Annotated in this window: 1 protein-coding gene; it reads right to left on the minus strand. The window is 73.9% G+C overall.

From position 1 onward, the window contains the following. Positions 1-25: 25 nt before the first annotated feature. Positions 26-17,170 (minus strand): beta-ketoacyl synthase N-terminal-like domain-containing protein, encoded by a 17,145-nt coding sequence (locus ACTMTF_RS46320; RefSeq protein WP_441116466.1) that lies wholly within the window; start codon positions 17,168-17,170, stop codon positions 26-28. Positions 17,171-17,200 lie beyond the last annotated feature (30 nt).

The raw sequence follows: 17,200 nt of genomic DNA on the forward strand, positions 1-17,200 counted from the left end.
GACAACCTCCACGTGTCACAGGGCATCAGTAGTCAGCACTTTCGGAATCCAGCGCCATCCGGACCAGGCTCTCGGCGTCGAGCCCGTCGATGTCCTCGGCGCGGCTGCCGCCGTCGGAGTCCGGGGTCGCGCTGTCGGGATCGGCCAGACGCATGAGGGCGTCGAGGATTCCGGCGTCGCGGAACCGGGATATCGCGGTGGTGGCCAGGATGCGCCGAAGCGTTTCCTCCTCGGCGTCGACGCCGGGGGCGCCGTCGAGCACCAGGCTCTCGCGCAGGTACTCGGCCACCGCCGCCGTGGTGGGGTAGTCGAAGACGACCGTGGCGGGCAGTTTCAGGCCGGTGGCCGTGTTGAGCCGGTTGCGCAGTTCGACCGCGATCATCGAGTCGAACCCGAGGTCGCTGAAGGCGCGGCGCGGATCGATCGCCTCGGGCGAGCCCTGGCCGAGGACGGCGGCCACGTGGGCCCGGACCAGGGTGAGCAGCATCCGTTCCTGATCGTCGGGCGACAGTGTCTCCAGCTGCCGGCGCAGGGCCTCGGCGACCTCGGAGTGATCGTCCTCCGGCTCCGCCGCGCCCACGGCCCCGGCGAGGCTGCGCCATACGGGGGCCGGTTCCGAGTCGGCCGGGGTGCGCAGCCGGGCCAGATTCAGCCGCGCCGGCACCAGGAAGTCCTCGTCCCGCTCCAGCACGAGATCGAACAGCGCCAGCGCGTCGCCCTCGCTCAGATCAGCGATCGGCGCAAGGCGCTTACCCGAAGCCTCGGAACCGGATCCGGGGGCCGTGTCTCCACCTGGTGACGGACCCCAGGCCAGGGCGATGGCCGGGAGGCCGGCTGCGCGGCGGTGGGCGGCCAGGGCCTGTAGGAAGCCGGCCTGGGCGCTCGTTCGTTCGGTCGTCTCGGGGGTGCCGAGGGTGGCGGTGAGGGTGGAGAACAAGACGAACGCGTCAAGGTCGAGACCGGCGGTGAGCCGGTGCAGGTTCCAGGCCACGTCGGGCGCCGTCAGAGCGTCGTCGTCCTGGTGGATCACCATCTTCAACGGGGCCTCGAATCGGCCGCCCAGCATGCCCTCCAGGCCGGCTCGGATGTCTCGGACGTCCCCCCTGTCCTGGCGGGGCCAGCCGCCCTCAACGGACGGGCTGCTCTGGAGGTCTCCAACGTCCTGAACGTCTCCGCTGTCTATCAGTTCTCCGCTGTTCGCAGCCTCTCCCCGATCCCCAGGAACTCCGCTGTCCGGCCGCTCTCCCCGATCCCGGTCGGTCCAGGTGGTGAGGTCGCAGGCGATGATCTGGACGGCCGCCCCGGCTGTGGCGAGGGTGGCGGCCAGGGTGGCGGTGCCGGGGGCGGACGGGCCGGGACGGGTGGCGACGGTGACGGCGGTGGCCCGGCCGGTGCGGGCGAGGTGCTGGGCGGCGCGGGCCGCCGCCGTTCCGGGGCCGCCGGTGACCAGGACCGTCCCCGGCGTGTGGCCGGTGGGTGGGTTCGTGGGGATGACGCCACCGGCCGGGCGCGTCAGCCGCCGGCCGTACACCGTGTCGCCCCGCAGGGCCAGTTCTGGCTCGTCCGAGGTCAAGGAGGCGGCCAGCATGCTCAGCCGGTCGTTCGTACTGCCGTCGGGGTTCTCGGCTGCCAGGTCGGCCAGGATCAGGCGGCCGGGGTTCCGGGATTGGGCCGAACGGACCAGCCCCCAGACGGCGGCGCCGGTCAGGTCCGGCGTGGGCTGGTCCGGTCCGGTCGCGACCGCACCCCGGGTCACCAGCACCAGACGGGCTCCGGTCAGCGATTCGAGCGCCAGCCACTGGCGTACCAGGGCTTCGACGTCGCGGGTCACCCTCCGGACGGCCTCGCCCGGTTGCTCGGTGGTCTTCGCCGCCGTCGGCAGGCAGGCGACGACGAACTGCGGGACGGGTTCACCGGCCTCGACGGCGGCGGCCAGGGCGTCCAGGTCCGGGTGGTCGGCCACGGTGGCGCCGACCGCGCGCAGTCCGGCTCCGAGTCCGATGAGGTCGGGCCCGGTGACCGCCCACGGACCGGTGACCGCGACGGTGGGATCGGGGACCGGCACCCACGCCAGCCCGAACAGGGCGTCACGCAGGGTGTTCCCGGCGATCCGGAGCTGCCCGGCCGTCACCGGCCGCAGCTCCAGCGAGCCGACCGACGCCACGGGCACCCCGGTGCCGTCCGCGGCGGTCAGCGACCATCCGTCGGGGGTGGCACGGAGCCGGACCCGCAGCCGCGACGCGCCCGCCGAGTACACCGAGACCTCGCCCCAGGAGAACGGCAGCCGGACCCCGGTTCCGCCGGCCTCTCCCAGGCCGGTTCCGCCACGGCCCACCGAGCCGGTCGTGTCAGGCTCTGACCGGCCGGTCATGTCAGAGTCCGCGAGGAGTGCCGTGGTCTGGAAGGCGGCGTCGAGCAGGGCCGGGTGGAGGCCGAAGACGCCGGCCTCGGCGGCGGCCGGTTCGGGCAGCGCGACCTCCGCGACGATGTCATCCCCCTGCCGCCAGGCCGCCCGCAGGCCGCGGAAGGCCGGGCCGTAGTCGTGCCCGGCGGCGGTCTGGGTGCCGGCGAGGCCGGTGAGGTCGATCGGTTCGGCGTCGGTGGGAGGCCAAGTGAGGAAGTCCCGGGCCAGGGCGGGCTCGGCGGGTCGCGCCGGGGTCAGCACGCCGCCGGCATGCCAGGTCCAAGAAGAGGCGGGTTCGTTCGGGTCGCCGGGAGTTTCCGTACGGGCGTAGATCTGGACCGTTCTCCGGCCGGGCTGCGGCCCGCCGTCCTCCGGGGCGCCGAGGGTGATCTGAACCTGGGTCGGATGGTCGGCGGACAGCACCAGCGGCGCGGTCAGGGTGAGCTTCTCGATCCGGGGGCAACCGGCCTGGTGACCGGCCACGACCGCGAGTTCGGCGAGCGCCGTGCCCGGCAGGACCACGATCCCGGCGACCGCATGGTCGGCCAGCCATGGCTGTGCCCGCAGCGACAGGCGCCCGGTGACGACCAGTCCCTCGCCCTCGGCCAGTTCGACGCTCGCGCCCAGCAGCGGGTGACCGACGGAGTCGAGACCGGCCGAGGTGACGTCCCCGGACCCGGACCCGACCGGCGCCGGCCAGAACCGCTGGGGCACGAACGCGTACGTCGGCAGGTCCACCCGTTCGGCCTCGGCCAGCACCCTGGTCCAGTCGACGCCGACGCCGCGCACGTACACCTCGGCGAGGGAGGCCAGCGCCCGCAGCGGCCCGCCGTCGTCCCGGCGCAGGGTCCCGGTGACCACCGGCTCGGCGGTGGCGGAGAGTCCTTCGAGGGTGGCGGTGATCGGGGCGGTCAGGACGGGGTGCGGGGAGCACTCGATGAACACCCCGTATCCGCCCAGCGCTTCGATCGCCCGGGAGAACTGCACGCTCGCCCGCAGGCTGGCGTACCAGTACCCGGCGTCCATCTCCGGGCCTTCGAGGAATTCACCGGTCATCGCCGACACCATCGGGATCCGGCCCGGCTGCGGGGTGACACCGTCCAGCAGGCTCAGGATCTCCTCACGCAACGAGTCCACCTGCGGGCCGTGTGAGGCGTAGTCCACCGGCAGCATCCGTGCCCGGACGCCGTCCCGTTCGCAGTCGGCCAGCAGCGCCGCCAGCGCATCGACCTCGCCCGAGACGACCGTCGCGCCGGGCCCGTTCACGGCCGCCACCGACACGCGGCCGTCCCACGACGCCACCCGCGCCTCGACCGCATCCGCGGACTCGGCGATCGAGAGCATCCCGCCCCCGCCCGACAGAGCCGTCAACGCCCGGCTGCGCAACGCCACGATCTTGGCCGCGTCGTCCAGCGACAGGACCCCCGCCACCACCGCAGCCGCGATCTCCCCCTGCGAGTGCCCGACCACCGCATCCGGCTCCACCCCAGCCGCCTGCCAGAACGCGGCCAGGGATACCATCACGGCCCACAGCGCGGGCTGGACGACGTCCACCCGGTCGAGCTCCGCCGCACCGGCCAGCACGTCATCCAACGACCAGTCCACGTAAGGAGCCAGAGCCTGCCCGCATTCGGCCAGCCGGGCCGCGAACACCGGCGAAGACGCCGCCAGCTCGCGCCCCATCCCGGCCCACTGCGACCCCTGACCGGGGAACACGAACACCACCCGGCCGGTACCGCCGCCGACCGGCACCTCTCCGGAGACGACCCCGGCGGCCGGCAGTCCCGTGGTCACCGCCGACAGGCCCGAGAGCAGTTCCTCCCGGTTCCGGCCGGTGACCACGGCCCGGTGCTCGAACACCGACCGGCTGGTGACGAGCGACCAGGCCACGTCCTCGACGTCCAGGCCGGGCTGGGCCGACACGAGTTCGCCCAGCCGGCTCGCCTGGCCCGCCAGCGCGGCGCGGGTCCGGCCGGACACCGGCCACGCGGTGGCCGTTCCGGTGAGAACGGGCAGGGACCCGGTCGCGGCCTTCACCGGCGGGACCGGAGCGGGAGCCTCTTCAAGGAGAAGGTGAACGTTCGTGCCGCTGATCCCGAACGAGGACACCCCGGCCCGGCGCGCCCGCCCGTTCACCGGCCACGGCTGAGCCTCGGCCAGCAGCCGGATGTCACCCTCGGTCCAGTCCACGTGGGTGGACGGGCGGTCGGCGTACAGGCTCCTCGGCAGTTCCTCATGGCCCAGCGCCAGAACCATCTTGATCACGCTGGCCACTCCGGCGGCGCACTGCGTGTGCCCGATGTTGGACTTCACCGAGCCGAGCCACAACGGCCGGTCCTCAGGACGATCCTGTCCGTACGTGGACAGCAGGGCCTGCGCCTCGATCGGGTCGCCCAGTTCGGTGCCGGTGCCGTGTGCCTCGACCACGTCCACGTCGGCCGGGGACAGGCGGGCGTTCGCGAGCGCGGCCCGGATGACGCGTTGCTGGGAGGGGCCGTTCGGCGCGGTCAGGCCGTTGGAGGCGCCGTCCTGGTTCATCGCGCTGCCGCGGATCACGGCCAGCACCGGGTGCCCGTTCCGCTGCGCGTCCGAGAGCTTCTCGATCACCAGCATGCCGGCGCCCTCGGCCATGCCCATGCCGTCGGCCAGGGTGGAGAACGCCTTGCACCGCCCGTCGGCGGCCAGGGCCTGCTGCTGGGAGAAGCTGACCAGCCCTCCCGGCGTGGCCATGATCGTGGCCCCACCGGCCAGCGCCATCGTGCACTCCCCCGCCCGCAGCGCGGCCACGGCCAGGTGCAGGGCGACCAGCGAGGACGAGCACGCGGTGTCGATCGTGACCGCGGGCCCTTCAAGACCCAGCGTGTACGAGATCCGCCCGGACATCACACTGGCGGCGGTGCCGGTCATCATGTGGCCGGCCAGTTCGGCGGGCAGACCGGCGCCGTACCCGGAGAACGCCGCCCCCACGTACACGCCGGTGGCGGAGCCGCGCAGGGTGCCCGGGTCGAGACCGGCTCGCTCGAGCGCCTCCCAGGAGGTCTCCAGCAGCAGGCGCTGCTGGGGGTCCATGGTCAGCGCCTCGCGCGGGCTGATCCCGAAGAAGTCATGGTCGAAGTCCGTCGCGCCGCTGATGAATCCGCCCTGGCCGGTGTTCGCGCCGACGTGGGCGAGGTCCTGCTCGGACAACCCGGCGGTGTCCCAGCCGCGGTCGCGCGGCAGCGGGGAGATCGCGTCGGTGCCGGCGGCCAGAAGCTCCCAGAACCCCTCAGGATCCTGTACGTCGCCGGGGAAGCGGCAGCTCATGGCCACGATCGCGATCGGCTCCCCGGCAGCGGCGGCCACGGCCGGGGCCGCCGTCACCAGGGCGCCCTCGCCCAGGAGCCGCGTACGCAGGTGGTCGGCGAGAGCCGAGGAAGACGGGTGGTCGAACACCACCGTCGCCGGGAGCCGCAGGCCGGTGGCGGTGGCGAGCCGGTTGCGCAGTTCGACCGAGGTCAGGGAGTCGAATCCGAGGTCGCGGAAGGCCCGGCGGGGTTCGACGGCCTCGGGTGAGGTGTGTCCGAGGACGGCGGCGACGTGGCCGCGGACCAGGTCCAGGAGCAGCCGGTCCCGGTCCGCTCCGGAGCTGCCTGCGAGCTGCTGACGCAGGGCCTCCGCGGCCGATCCTCCGTGCGCGCCGACGGCGGACGCCATCGGCGGGCGGGCCGGGCCCCCGGTGAGAGCCCGCCACAGCGGGGCGAGGCCGGCGCCCAGCGCGGCCTGCGCCCGGATCCCGGCCACGTCGAGGCGGGCCGGGACCAGAAGGGCGTCGTCCCTGGTCAGGGCCAGGTCCAGGAGGCCGAGTCCCTGGTCGGCGGTGAGGGCTTCGACACCGCCTTGGGAGATCCGGTTCACGTCCTGGGCGCTGAGGTTCTCGGTCATGGCGCTGGCGTCGGCCCACAGTCCCCAGGCCAGGGAGACGGCCGGCAGCCCTGCGGCGAGCCGGTGAGCGGCCAGCGCGTCGAGGAAGGCGTTCCCGGCGGCGTAGTTGCCCTGTCCGGCGGCGCCGAACGTCGCGGCGCCGGCCGAGAACAGGACGAAGGCGTCCAGGTCCACGCCTCGGGTGAGCTCGTGCAGGTTCCAGGCGGCGTCCGCCTTGGGGCGCAGGACCGCGTCGATCCGGGCGGGGGTCAGCGAGCCGATCACGCCGTCGTCCAGGACTCCGGCGGTGTGCACGACGCCGCGCAGCCTCTCACCGACCGCCCTGCGAACGGGCGCTGAACCCACCATAGGGGCCAGCACTGTGGCCAGCGCGGAACGGTCAGCGGCGTCGCCGGCGATGATCCGTACGCCGAGGCCGGCCGAGGCCAGGTCGGCGGCCAGCGCGGCGGCGCCACGAGCGGCAGGCCCCGACCTGCTGGTCAGCACCAGCCGGGTGGCACGTCCGGTGGCGGCCAGATGCCGGGCGACCAGGCCGCCCAGGGTTCCGGTGCCGCCGGTGATCAGAACTGTGCCGGGCTCGCGGCCGGGGGGAACGGTCAGCACGATCTTGCCGACGTGCCGCGCCTGGCTCATGAACCGGAACGCCTCCGGCGCCCGGCGCACGTCCCAGACCCGCATCGGGGGCATCGCCAGCGTGCCGTCCTCGATCAGCCCGGTGGTCTCGGCCAGGATCTCGGTGAGCCGTTCGGGGGCCGCGTCGCCGGTGACGAAGGCCTGGTAGTTCACGTCCGGGTGGTCGCGGGCGAGCTCGGCCGGGTCGCGGACGTCGGTTTTGCCCATCTCCAGGAACATGCCGCCGCCGTGCAGCAACCGCAGCGACGCGTCGGTCAGCTCACCGGCCAGCGCGTTGAGGACGATGTCCATGCCCTCGCCGCCCGTGGCGGCCAGGAAGGCGGTCTCGAAGTCGGCCGTCCGGGACGAGGCGATGTGGTCGTCGTCCAGGCCCATCTCCCGCAGCGCGGCCCACTTGCCCGGGCTCGCGGTGGCGTACACCTCAAGGCCCAGGTGCCGGGCCACCGCGACCGCGGCCGTGCCGACCCCGCCGGTCGCGGCGTGCACGAGGAGTCGCTGCCCGGGGCGGGCGGCGGCGAGGTCGACCAGCGCGTACCAGGCGGTCGAGTAGGCGATCGGCACGGTGGCGGCCGCGGCGAACGACCAGTCCGACGGCATCCGGGTCAGGAGGCGGGCGTCGGTGACGGTGAGGGGGCCGGCGCCACCGGCCGCCATCCCGAGCACGCGATCCCCGACGCTCAGCTGGGTCACCCCGGCGCCGATCTCGGTGACGACACCGGCGATCTCGGTGCCGACCAGCGCCTCCACCGGGTACATGCCGAGGGCGATCAGGACGTCGCGGAAGTTCAGGCCGACGGCGCGGACGGCGATCCGTACCTCTCCCGCCTGCAGCGGTGCGGTCGCCTCCGGGTACGGCACGAGGGCCAGGCCGGTCAGGGCGCCCTTCTCCGGGGCGTCCAGCCGCCAGGGGCCGGTGGCGGGTGGGGTCAGCGGCGGGGTGGCCGAGCGCACCAGCCGCCGTCCGCGGGCGGTGTGGTCGCGGACGGCGAGCTCCGGTTCGCCGGAGCCCAGCGCGGCGGCGAGCACGGCGAAGGTGTCGTCGTCGGCTCCGGTCGCGGGTAGATCGGCCAGGATCAGCCGGTCCGGGTTCTCCGACTGCGCGGAGCGGACCAGTCCCCAGGCGGCTGCGGCGGCCAGGTCGGTCACCTGCGCACCGGCTTCGGTGGCGACGGCTCCGCGACTGACGATCACCAGCCGGGCCGGCGCCAGCGCGTCCAGGGCCAGCCACTGATGGAGGAGGTCGAGCACCTCCCCGGTCAGTCGCCTGGCCGACTGGGCCGGATCGGTGGCGTAACCGGTTCCGTCGATGCCTGCGAAGACCAGGTCGGGGACGGGGGCTCCGGCGTCAACGGCCTCGGCCAGGGCGGTGAGGTCGGCCTGGGTCCGCGGCTGAACGCCGCACGCGGTGAGCCCGGTGGCCAGCCCGAAGGGATCGGCGCCGACCACGGCCAAGTCCATGGCCCGGTCCACGGTGTCAGCGCTCGGGGTGCCACTGATCGGTGTCCATTCGATGGCGAACAGGCTGTCGTCGAGAGCGTCTCCGGCCGTCTGGAGGGCTCCGGCGGCGACCGGGCGCAGCACCAAGGAGTCGGCGGAGACCACGAGCGCGCCGCTGGTGTCGGCGGCGAGGAGCGAGATCCCGCCGCTGTCGGCGTCCTGACGGAGGCGGACCCGCAGCCGGGCGGCGCCGGCCGCGTACAGGGACAGCCCGGTCCAGGCGAAGGGCAGCAGGACCTCCTGTCCCCCGGCGGTGGCTCCGGTCCAGGCGTTCCCGGCCAGGCCGGCGGCGTGCAGGGAGGAGTCGAGCAGCGCCGGGTGCAGGCCGAAGCCGGCCGCGTCGTCGGTCGCGTCCTCCGGGAGTGCCACCTCGGCGAAGACGTCGCCTCCGCGCCGCCAGGCCGAGCGCAGGCCACGGAACATCGGCCCGAACCCGTAGCCGCCCTCGGCCTGAGCCTCGTACCGGCCGGTCAGGTCGACCGGTTCGGCGCCGTCCGGCGGCCAGATCCGGAAATCGCCGGACTCAAGGTCCATCGGAGCCGTGGCCGGGGCGAGCAGCCCGGCCGCGTGCCGAGTCCAAGCGCCGTCGCCGGCCGCCTTCTCGGCCTGGCCGTACACCTCGACCGCCCGATGTCCCCGCTCGTCCGGGGCGCTCACGATGACCTGCACCCGGACCGCGCCCTCGGGGGGCAGGACCAGCGGCGCGGCTAGGGTCAGCTCCTCGATGCGGGGGCAACCGGCCTGGAATCCGGCCCGGACGGCGAGCTCCACGAACGCCGTCCCAGGCAGCAGGACGGTTCCGGCGATCGCGTGATCGGCCAGCCAGGGCTGGGCTCGTAACGACAGCCGTCCGGTGAACAGCAATCCTTGACCGCCGGCCAGGTCCACGGCCGCACCCAGCAGCGGATGGTCGGCCGCGCCCAGCCCCAGGGCGTTGGCCCCTGCGGCGGTGGCCACCATCGGTTTCGGCCAGTACCGCTGGCGTTGGAAGGCGTAGGTGGGCAGGTCGACGCGCCGGCCGGTGGGCAGGACCGCGGTCCAGTCCACGGGAACGCCCCGGACATGCACCTCGGCCAGCGAAGCCAGAACCCGCGCCGGACCACCCTCATCCCGGCGCAAGGTGCCGGTCACCACCGGCACGATCTCAGCGGTTTCCAGCGTGGCGGCCATCGCCGTCGTCAGCACCGGATGCGGCGAAACCTCAACGAACACCCCATAGCCGTCACGACCCAGCCGCTCCACACCCCGCGCGAACTGCACCGTCGAACGCAGACTCGCATACCAATACTCCGGACCCGCCTCAGACCCATCCAGATAGTCACCGGTCATCCCCGAAACCATCGGAATCACCGCAGTACCAGGAACAACCCCCTCCAAGGCAGCCAGCACCTCACCCCGGATGCCCTCCACCTGCGGACCATGCGGCGCATAATCCATCGGCACGAACCGCGCCCGAACACCATCCCGCTCACACTCCGCCGCAAGCGAACTCAGCGCATCCACCGCACCCGACACCGTGACAGCCTCAGGACCGTTCACCGTCGCCACCGACACACCAGGCCGCAACCGAGCCTCAACAGCTTCCAGGGAAGCAGCGATCGACAACACGCCACCCCGGCCGGCCAGCGCCATCATCGCCTGACCACGACGAGCCACCACCCGCGCACCATCCGAAAGCGACAACACCCCCGCCACACACGCGGCCGCGATCTCCCCCTGACTATGACCGATCACCGCATCCGGACGAACCCCCGCCGCCTCCCACACCGCCGCCAACGACACCATCACAGCCCACAAAACCGGATGCACCACATCAAGCCGCGACAAAACCCCCGAATCGCCCAGCACCTCGACGAGATCCCACTCAACGTACGGAGCCAACGCCTCCCCACACTCAGCCAACCGAGCCGCGAACACCGGACTCGCCTCGGCCAACTCCCGCCCCATACCAACCCACTGACCCCCCTGACCAGGGAACACGAACACCACGGGCCCAGCGGCTCCGGCGGTGCCAGTGATCACCCCGGCCGACGGCTCGCCGGCCGCGAGCGCGGTCAGCGCGGCCATGAGGTCGTCGCGGGTCTCGCCCCGCAGCACGGCCCGGTGCTCCAGCGCCGTGCGGGTGGTGGCCAGCGACCAGCCGACATCGGCCGGGTCGAGGCGCGGGTCGGCGTCCAGGTGGGCGGCCAGTCGCCGGGCCTGGTCGGTCAGGCCGGCCGGGGTGTGCCCCGACACGAGCCAGGCCGCGCTCGCGCCGGTGAGGACCTTCGGCCGAGGGTCGGCGGTTCCGGAGACGGCCTCGCCGCTCGTTCCTCCTGCGTCCGCCGACCTGTCGGCGTCCGTCGTGCTGTCGGCGGGCGGCGTGATGCCGGCGATTGGGGCCGCCTCTTCCGGGGCTTCCTCGATGATGACGTGAGCGTTGGTGCCGCTGATCCCGAAGGAGGACACCCCGGCCCGTCGCGGGCGGGCGTCCTCCTGGCGGGTCCAGGGCATCGGCCGGTGCAGCAGCTCAACGTGCCCGGCGGTCCAGTCCACGTGGGGCGTCGGCACGTCCGCGTGCAGGGTGGCCGGCAGCAGCTCGTTCCGCAGGGCCAGGACCATCTTGATGACCCCGGCCACGCCCGCCGCCTGCTGGGCGTGCCCGATGTTCGACTTCACCGACCCCAGCAGCACCGGCCGCTCCTCGGGCCGGTCCTGACCGTACGTGGCCAGGATGGCCTGAGCCTCGATCGGGTCGCCGAGCGCGGTCCCGGTGCCGTGCGCCTCGATCACGTCGATGTCGCCCGGCCGCAGCCCGGCGCCGGCCAAAGCCGCCCGGATGACCCGCTGCTGCGACGGGCCGTTCGGCGCGGACAGCCCGTTCGAGGCGCCGTCCTGGTTGACCGCGCTGCCGGCCACCACCGCGAGGACCGGATGCCCGTTCCGGCGCGCGTCCGAAAGCCGTTCCAGGACGAGCATTCCGACGCCCTCGGACAGGCTCATCCCGTCCGCGTCCGCCGAGAACGCCTTGCAGCGCGCATCGGCCGCCAGCGCGCCCTGGTGGGAGAAGCCGATGAACTCGGTCGGGTCGGTGATCACCATGACGCCGCCGGCCAACGCCAGGTCGCACTCGCCGCCGCGCAGCGCCTGCGCGGCCAGGTGCAGCGAGACGAGCGCCGACGAGCAGGCGGTGTCCACGGTCACCGCAGGGCCTTCGAGGCCGAGCGTGTACGAGACCCGGCCGGAGATCACGCTGGTCAGGTTCCCGATCATCAGGTGACCTTCGGAACCCGCCACCCCGGCCCCGTAACCGGCCTGGCCGGCGTACCCCGAGGACGACGCGCCGGTGAAGACGCCGGTCAGCGAGCCGCGCAACGTCACCGGATCGATCCCGGCCCGTTCCAGGGCCTCCCACGACGTCTCCAGCAGCAGCCGCTGCTGCGGGTCCATGCCCAACGCCTCGCGCGGGCTGATCCGGAAGAACCCCGGATCGAAGTCCGCCATGCCGGTGATGAACCCGCCCTCGGGCGTGTACGACGCCTCGCCCGTACCGGCGTCGACCAGGCCCGTGAGGTCCCAGCCGCGGTCGGCGGGGAAGCCGGAGATGGCGTCCGCGCCGGTCGCCAGCAGCTCCCACAGCGCTTCGGGGCTGTCCGCGCCACCGGGGAACCGGCAGCCCATCCCCACGATCACCACCGGGTCGGCCGACGACACCGGCGTCACTCTCGGCTCGTCCGGCGTCAGGGCCGCCGACCCGATCAGCTGGGTCAGGAGTTGCCTGGCCAGCGCCAGCGGGGACGGATAGTCGAAGACCACGGTCGAGGGCAGTCGCAGGCCGGTGGCCTGGTTCAGCCGGCCGCGCAGCTCCACCGCCGTCAGCGAGTCGAACCCCATGTCCCGGAAGGCCCGCGCGGCCTGGACGGCGTCCGGTGAGCTGTGCCCGAGAACGGCGGCCGCGTGCCCGCGCACCAGCTCCGTCATGATCCGCTCGCGCTGCGTCGATGACACGCCGAGCAGGCGGGCGAGGAGTTCGGCCGCCTCGCCCGACACCGCGACGGCTCCCTGCTCGGCCGCCACCTGGCGGGCCTCGGGGATCTCGTCCAGCAGACGCCACGAGCGGGCCGCGTTGAACACGGCCGAGAACCGGGGCCAGTCGACGTCGGCGACGACCGGCGCGCTCTCGTCGGCGGCGAGCACCTGACCCAGCGCCATCAGGGCCCGAGCCGGGTCCAGCAACCGCAGCCCCTGGCGCCGCAACCGGTCCGGGATCAGGCTCTGCGGGAGCCACTCCGCGGCGTGCACCGGCTCTTCCGCCTGCTCAGGCTCCCCGGCGGGGGTTTCGTCGAAACGGCCGCCCGAATTCCAGACGCCCCAGGCCACCGAGGTGGCGGGCAGGCCGCGGGAGCGCCGGTGCTCGGCCAGCGCGTCGAGGTAGGCGTTCGCGGCCGCGTAGGAGCCGTGATCGCTGACGCCCCAGGTGGCGGTGATCGAGGAGAACAGGACGAACGCGTCGAGGTCCAGGTCGGCGGTGAGTTCGTCCAGGTGGGCCGCGCCGGCGACCTTGGCGCTGGAGGCGAGGGCGAGTTCGGCCACGTCCGTATCCCGCAGCGGGGTCAGCTCGACGGCCACCGCCGCGTGGATCACCGCCGACAGCGGGGCGGCCACCGTCGGGATCCAGCGCAGCAGTCCTGCGACGCTGTCCCGGTCGGCCACATCGCAGCCGGCGATGGCCACTGCGGTGCCGGCCTCGGCCATGGTCGCGGCGAGGGTCGCGGCTCCGGGCGTCTGCGGGCCCCGGCGGCTGGCGAGCACCGCGTGCGGTACGTGTGAGCGGGCCAGCCAGGCGGCCAGGTCAGGGCCGATCGCGCCGCCGGCCCCGGTGAGCAGCACGCTGCCGCGCGTCGTCCACGGCTGTACGGGGTCGGTCCGGCGGGTGCCCGACCGGACCAGTCGCCGGGCCCGGATGCCACCGGGCCGGATCACGACCTGGTCCTCACCGCATCCGGCCAGGACGGCGCCGAAGCGCTCGGCGGCCCGCTCGTCGAGCTCGGGCGGAAGGTCGATCAGGCCGCCCCAGCGGTCCGGGTGCTCCAGGCCGGCGACCCGGCCCAGTCCCCATACCTGAGCCTGGATCGGGTTCGTCAGCGCCTCGTCCGGGCCCGCCGCGACCGCCCCCTGGGTGAGCAGCCACAAGGGGGCCGCGATCCCGGCGTCGCCGAGCACCTGCACCAGCCCCAGCGTGCCGGCCAGCCCTCCGGCCACGACCGGCCACCCGGCCAGCGGCGCCTCGTCCAGCGCCAGCAGCGAGAGCACCCCGGCCGGCTGCCCGGCCGACGTCGCAACCGTTCCGATCTGAAGGGCGAGCGCCTCACGGTCGAGCGCGTCCGGCGCGACCCGCACGAGGACGACGTCAGCACCGCGAGCGGACAGAGCCCGCCCGACCGTGGCGGCCAGGTCGCCGTCCGACTCCTCAGGGGCGGCCGCGGCGGCCAGGTCGTCGCGCGAGTCCTCACGGGCGGCCGGCGCGGGGGTCGGGGCCAGGACGAGCCAGGTACCTGAGAGGGGGGTCGGAGCGGGGTCGGCGATCGGTGTCCAGGCCACCCGGTAGCGCCAGTCGGCCACCGTCGAGCGGTCGCGTTCGCGGCGACGCCACGAGGCCATCGCGGGGACGACGTCGCTGAACGGCCAGCCGCCCTCGACGGAGAGCGCGCCGGCCAGGCCGGCCACGTCGTCGGCCTCGACGGCCGCCCAGAACCGGGCTTCGCCCTCCGACACCGGATCCGCCGCGGAGCCGTCGTACGAGCCGCGCGGGACGGGCTTCGGCCAGTAGTACCGCCGCTGGAAGGCGTACGTCGGCAGGTCGACGCGCTCGCCCTCGGGCAGCACGGACGGCCAGTTCACGGCGACGCCGCGGACGTACACCTCGGCCAGGGAGGCCAGCAGCCGGGCGGGCCCGCCGTCGTCGCGGCGCAGTGTGCCGGACACCACCGGCGCGGTCAGGGCGCCGGCCTCCAGGGCGTCCGTCTCCAGGGTGGCGGCGATCGCGGTGGTCAGGACCGGGTGCGCGGACACCTCGATGAAGGCGCCGTACTCGTCCCGGCTCAGCGTCTCGACGGCCCGGGAGAACTGGACCGTCGCGCGCAGGCTCGCGTACCAGTATCCGGCGTCCGCCTCGGGACCTGCCAGATGCTCACCGGTCATCGCCGAGACCATCGGCAGCCGCGCCGGCAGCGGGGTGATGCCTGCCAGCAGCCTCAGCACCTCGTCGCGGATGGCGTCGACCTGTGGCCCGTGGGAGGCGTAGTCCACCGGCAGCAGACGGGTGCGTACACCGTCCCGCTCGAACGCGTCGGCCAGCTCAGCCAGGGCGGCCGGCTCACCGGAGACGACGGTGGCGGCCGGCCCGTTCACCGCCGCCACCGACAGCCGGTCGCCGCTCGGCGCCAGCCTGGTGGCGACGGCGTCCACCGGCGCGGCGACGGAGAGCATGCCACCGGCTCCGGACAGGGCGATCAGTGCCTGGCTGCGCAGCGCGACCACCTTCGCCGCGTCGGCCAGGGAGAGGATCCCGGCGACGACCGCGGCCGCGATCTCGCCCTGCGAATGTCCGACCACGGCATCGGGTTTCACCCCGGCGGCCTGCCACAGCTCGGCGAGGGACACCATCACGGCCCACAGCACCGGCTGCACCACGTCGACCCGGTCCAGGCCCGGCGCACCCTCCCGGCCGTGCAGCACATCGTCCAACGACCAGTCCACGTACGGAGCCAGCGCCCGACCGCACTCGGCCAGCCGGGCCGCGAACACCGGGCTGGCCTCGGCCAGCTCGCGGCCCATCCCGACCCACTGCGAGCCCTGGCCGGGGAAGACGAAGACGACCCGCCGGGAGACCTCGGCGACGCCGGCCACGACGGCGGCCGACGGGGTCGAGGCGGCCAGCGCGGACACCGCTGTGACGAGCTGGTCGCGGTCGTCGCCGAGCACGACGGCCCGGTGTTCGAGGGCCGGGCGGGTGGTGGCCAGCGACCAGGCCACGTCCACCGGGGTCGTCGCGGGGCGCGCGTCAAGGTGCGCGGCGAGCCGCGACGCCTGGGCCCGCAGGCCGTCGGCGCTCTGGCCCGACACCAGCCAACCCACCGTGCCGCTCCGCAACACAGGAAGTCCCGCGGCACCGGCGCCGGCCAGGAGCTCGGAACCGTCAGCGGAAAGTCCCGCGGCGCCCGCCGGAACCTCAGGACTGTCAAGGGGAAGCTTCGCGCCGGCCGGAGCCTCAGGGGCGTCGGCGGGAGGTCGCGCCGCGTCCGCGTCCGTCGGGATCTCGGGGCCGTCAGGGGTGGGCGTCGGGGCGGCGGGGGCGCGGGCCGGGGGCTCTTCGAGGATGACGTGGGCGTTGGTGCCGCTGATCCCGAAGGCGGAGACGCCTGCTCGGCGTGGCTGCTCGACGGCGGGCCACGGCACCGGCTCGGTCAGCAACCGGACCTGCCCGGCCGACCAGTCCACGTACGGGGAGGGATCTTCGGCGTGCAGGGTGCGCGGCAGCACGCCGTGCCGCATAGCCAGGACCATCTTGATGACCCCGGCGACGCCGGCGGCGGCCTGGGTGTGGCCGATGTTCGACTTCACCGAGCCGAGCCAGAGCGGCTGGTCGTCGTCCCGGTCCTGACCGTAGGTGGCCAGCAGAGCCTGGGCCTCGATCGGGTCGCCCAGCACCGTGCCGGTCCCGTGCGCCTCGACCGCGTCCACCTCGGTGGCCGACAGCCGGGCACTGGCGAGCGCGGACCGGATGACGCGCTGCTGGGAGGGGCCGTTCGGCGCGGTCAGGCCGTTCGACGCGCCGTCCTGGTTCACCGCGCTGCCACGGACCACGGCCAGCACCCGGTGGCCGTTGCGGTGCGCGTCGGACAGCCGCTCGACGACGAGCATGCCGGCGCCCTCGCCCCAGCCGGTGCCGTCGGCGCCGGCGGCGAACGCCTTGCACCGCCCGTCGAAGGCGAGGCCGCCCTGCCGGGAGAATTCGGCGAACGTTCCCGGCTCGGCCATCACGGTCACGCCACCGGCCAGAGCCAGCGTGCACTCGCCCGTACGCAGCGCCTGCACCGCCAGATGCAGCGCGACCAGGGAGGACGAGCAGGCCGTGTCCACCGTCACCGCAGGACCTTCAAGGCCGAGCGTGTACGCCACCCGCCCGGAGATCACGCTGGTGGCGTTGCCGGTGACGACATAGCCTTCGGCGTCACTGGCGGGCACCGCCGCGCCGTAGGCGGAGAACCCGGCCCCGGCGAAGACCCCGGTGGCGGAGCCGCGCAACCCGCTGGGGTCGATCCCGGCCTGTTCCAGGGCTTCCCAGGACGTTTCGAGCAGGACCCGCTGCTGCGGATCCATGGCCAAGGCCTCGCGCGGGCTGATCCCGAAGAAGTCGGCGTCGAACCCGGACGCGTCGTAGACGAACCCGCCCTGACGCGTCGTCGACGCCTCCGAGCCGGAAACGGCGCCGTAAAGGCTCTCGGTGTCCCAGCCGCGGTCGGCCGGAAAGCCGGAGATCGCGTCCACGCCGGTGGCGAGCAACTGCCAGAAGCCGTCCGGATCGCCGACCCCACCCGGGAACCGGCAGCCCATGCCGACGATCGCCACCGGTTCCTGGTCGCGATCCTCCAGTTCCCGTACCCGTCGGCGGGCCTTGCGCAAATCTGCCGTGGCCCGCTTCAGGTATTCGAGAAATTTTGCTTCGTTGTCCATGGAGACGGCTCCTCGCACATCGTCCCGGCG

It is taken from the genome of Nonomuraea sp. ZG12 (assembly GCF_052068115.1).
Classification (GTDB): Bacteria; Actinomycetota; Actinomycetes; order Streptosporangiales; family Streptosporangiaceae; genus Nonomuraea.

Bases quoted from the DNA above. Each gene is read 5' to 3' on its own strand.
- ACTMTF_RS46320 (WP_441116466.1), bottom strand. From the start codon at position 17,170: ATGGACAACGAAGCAAAATTTCTCGAATACCTGAAGCGGGCCACGGCA.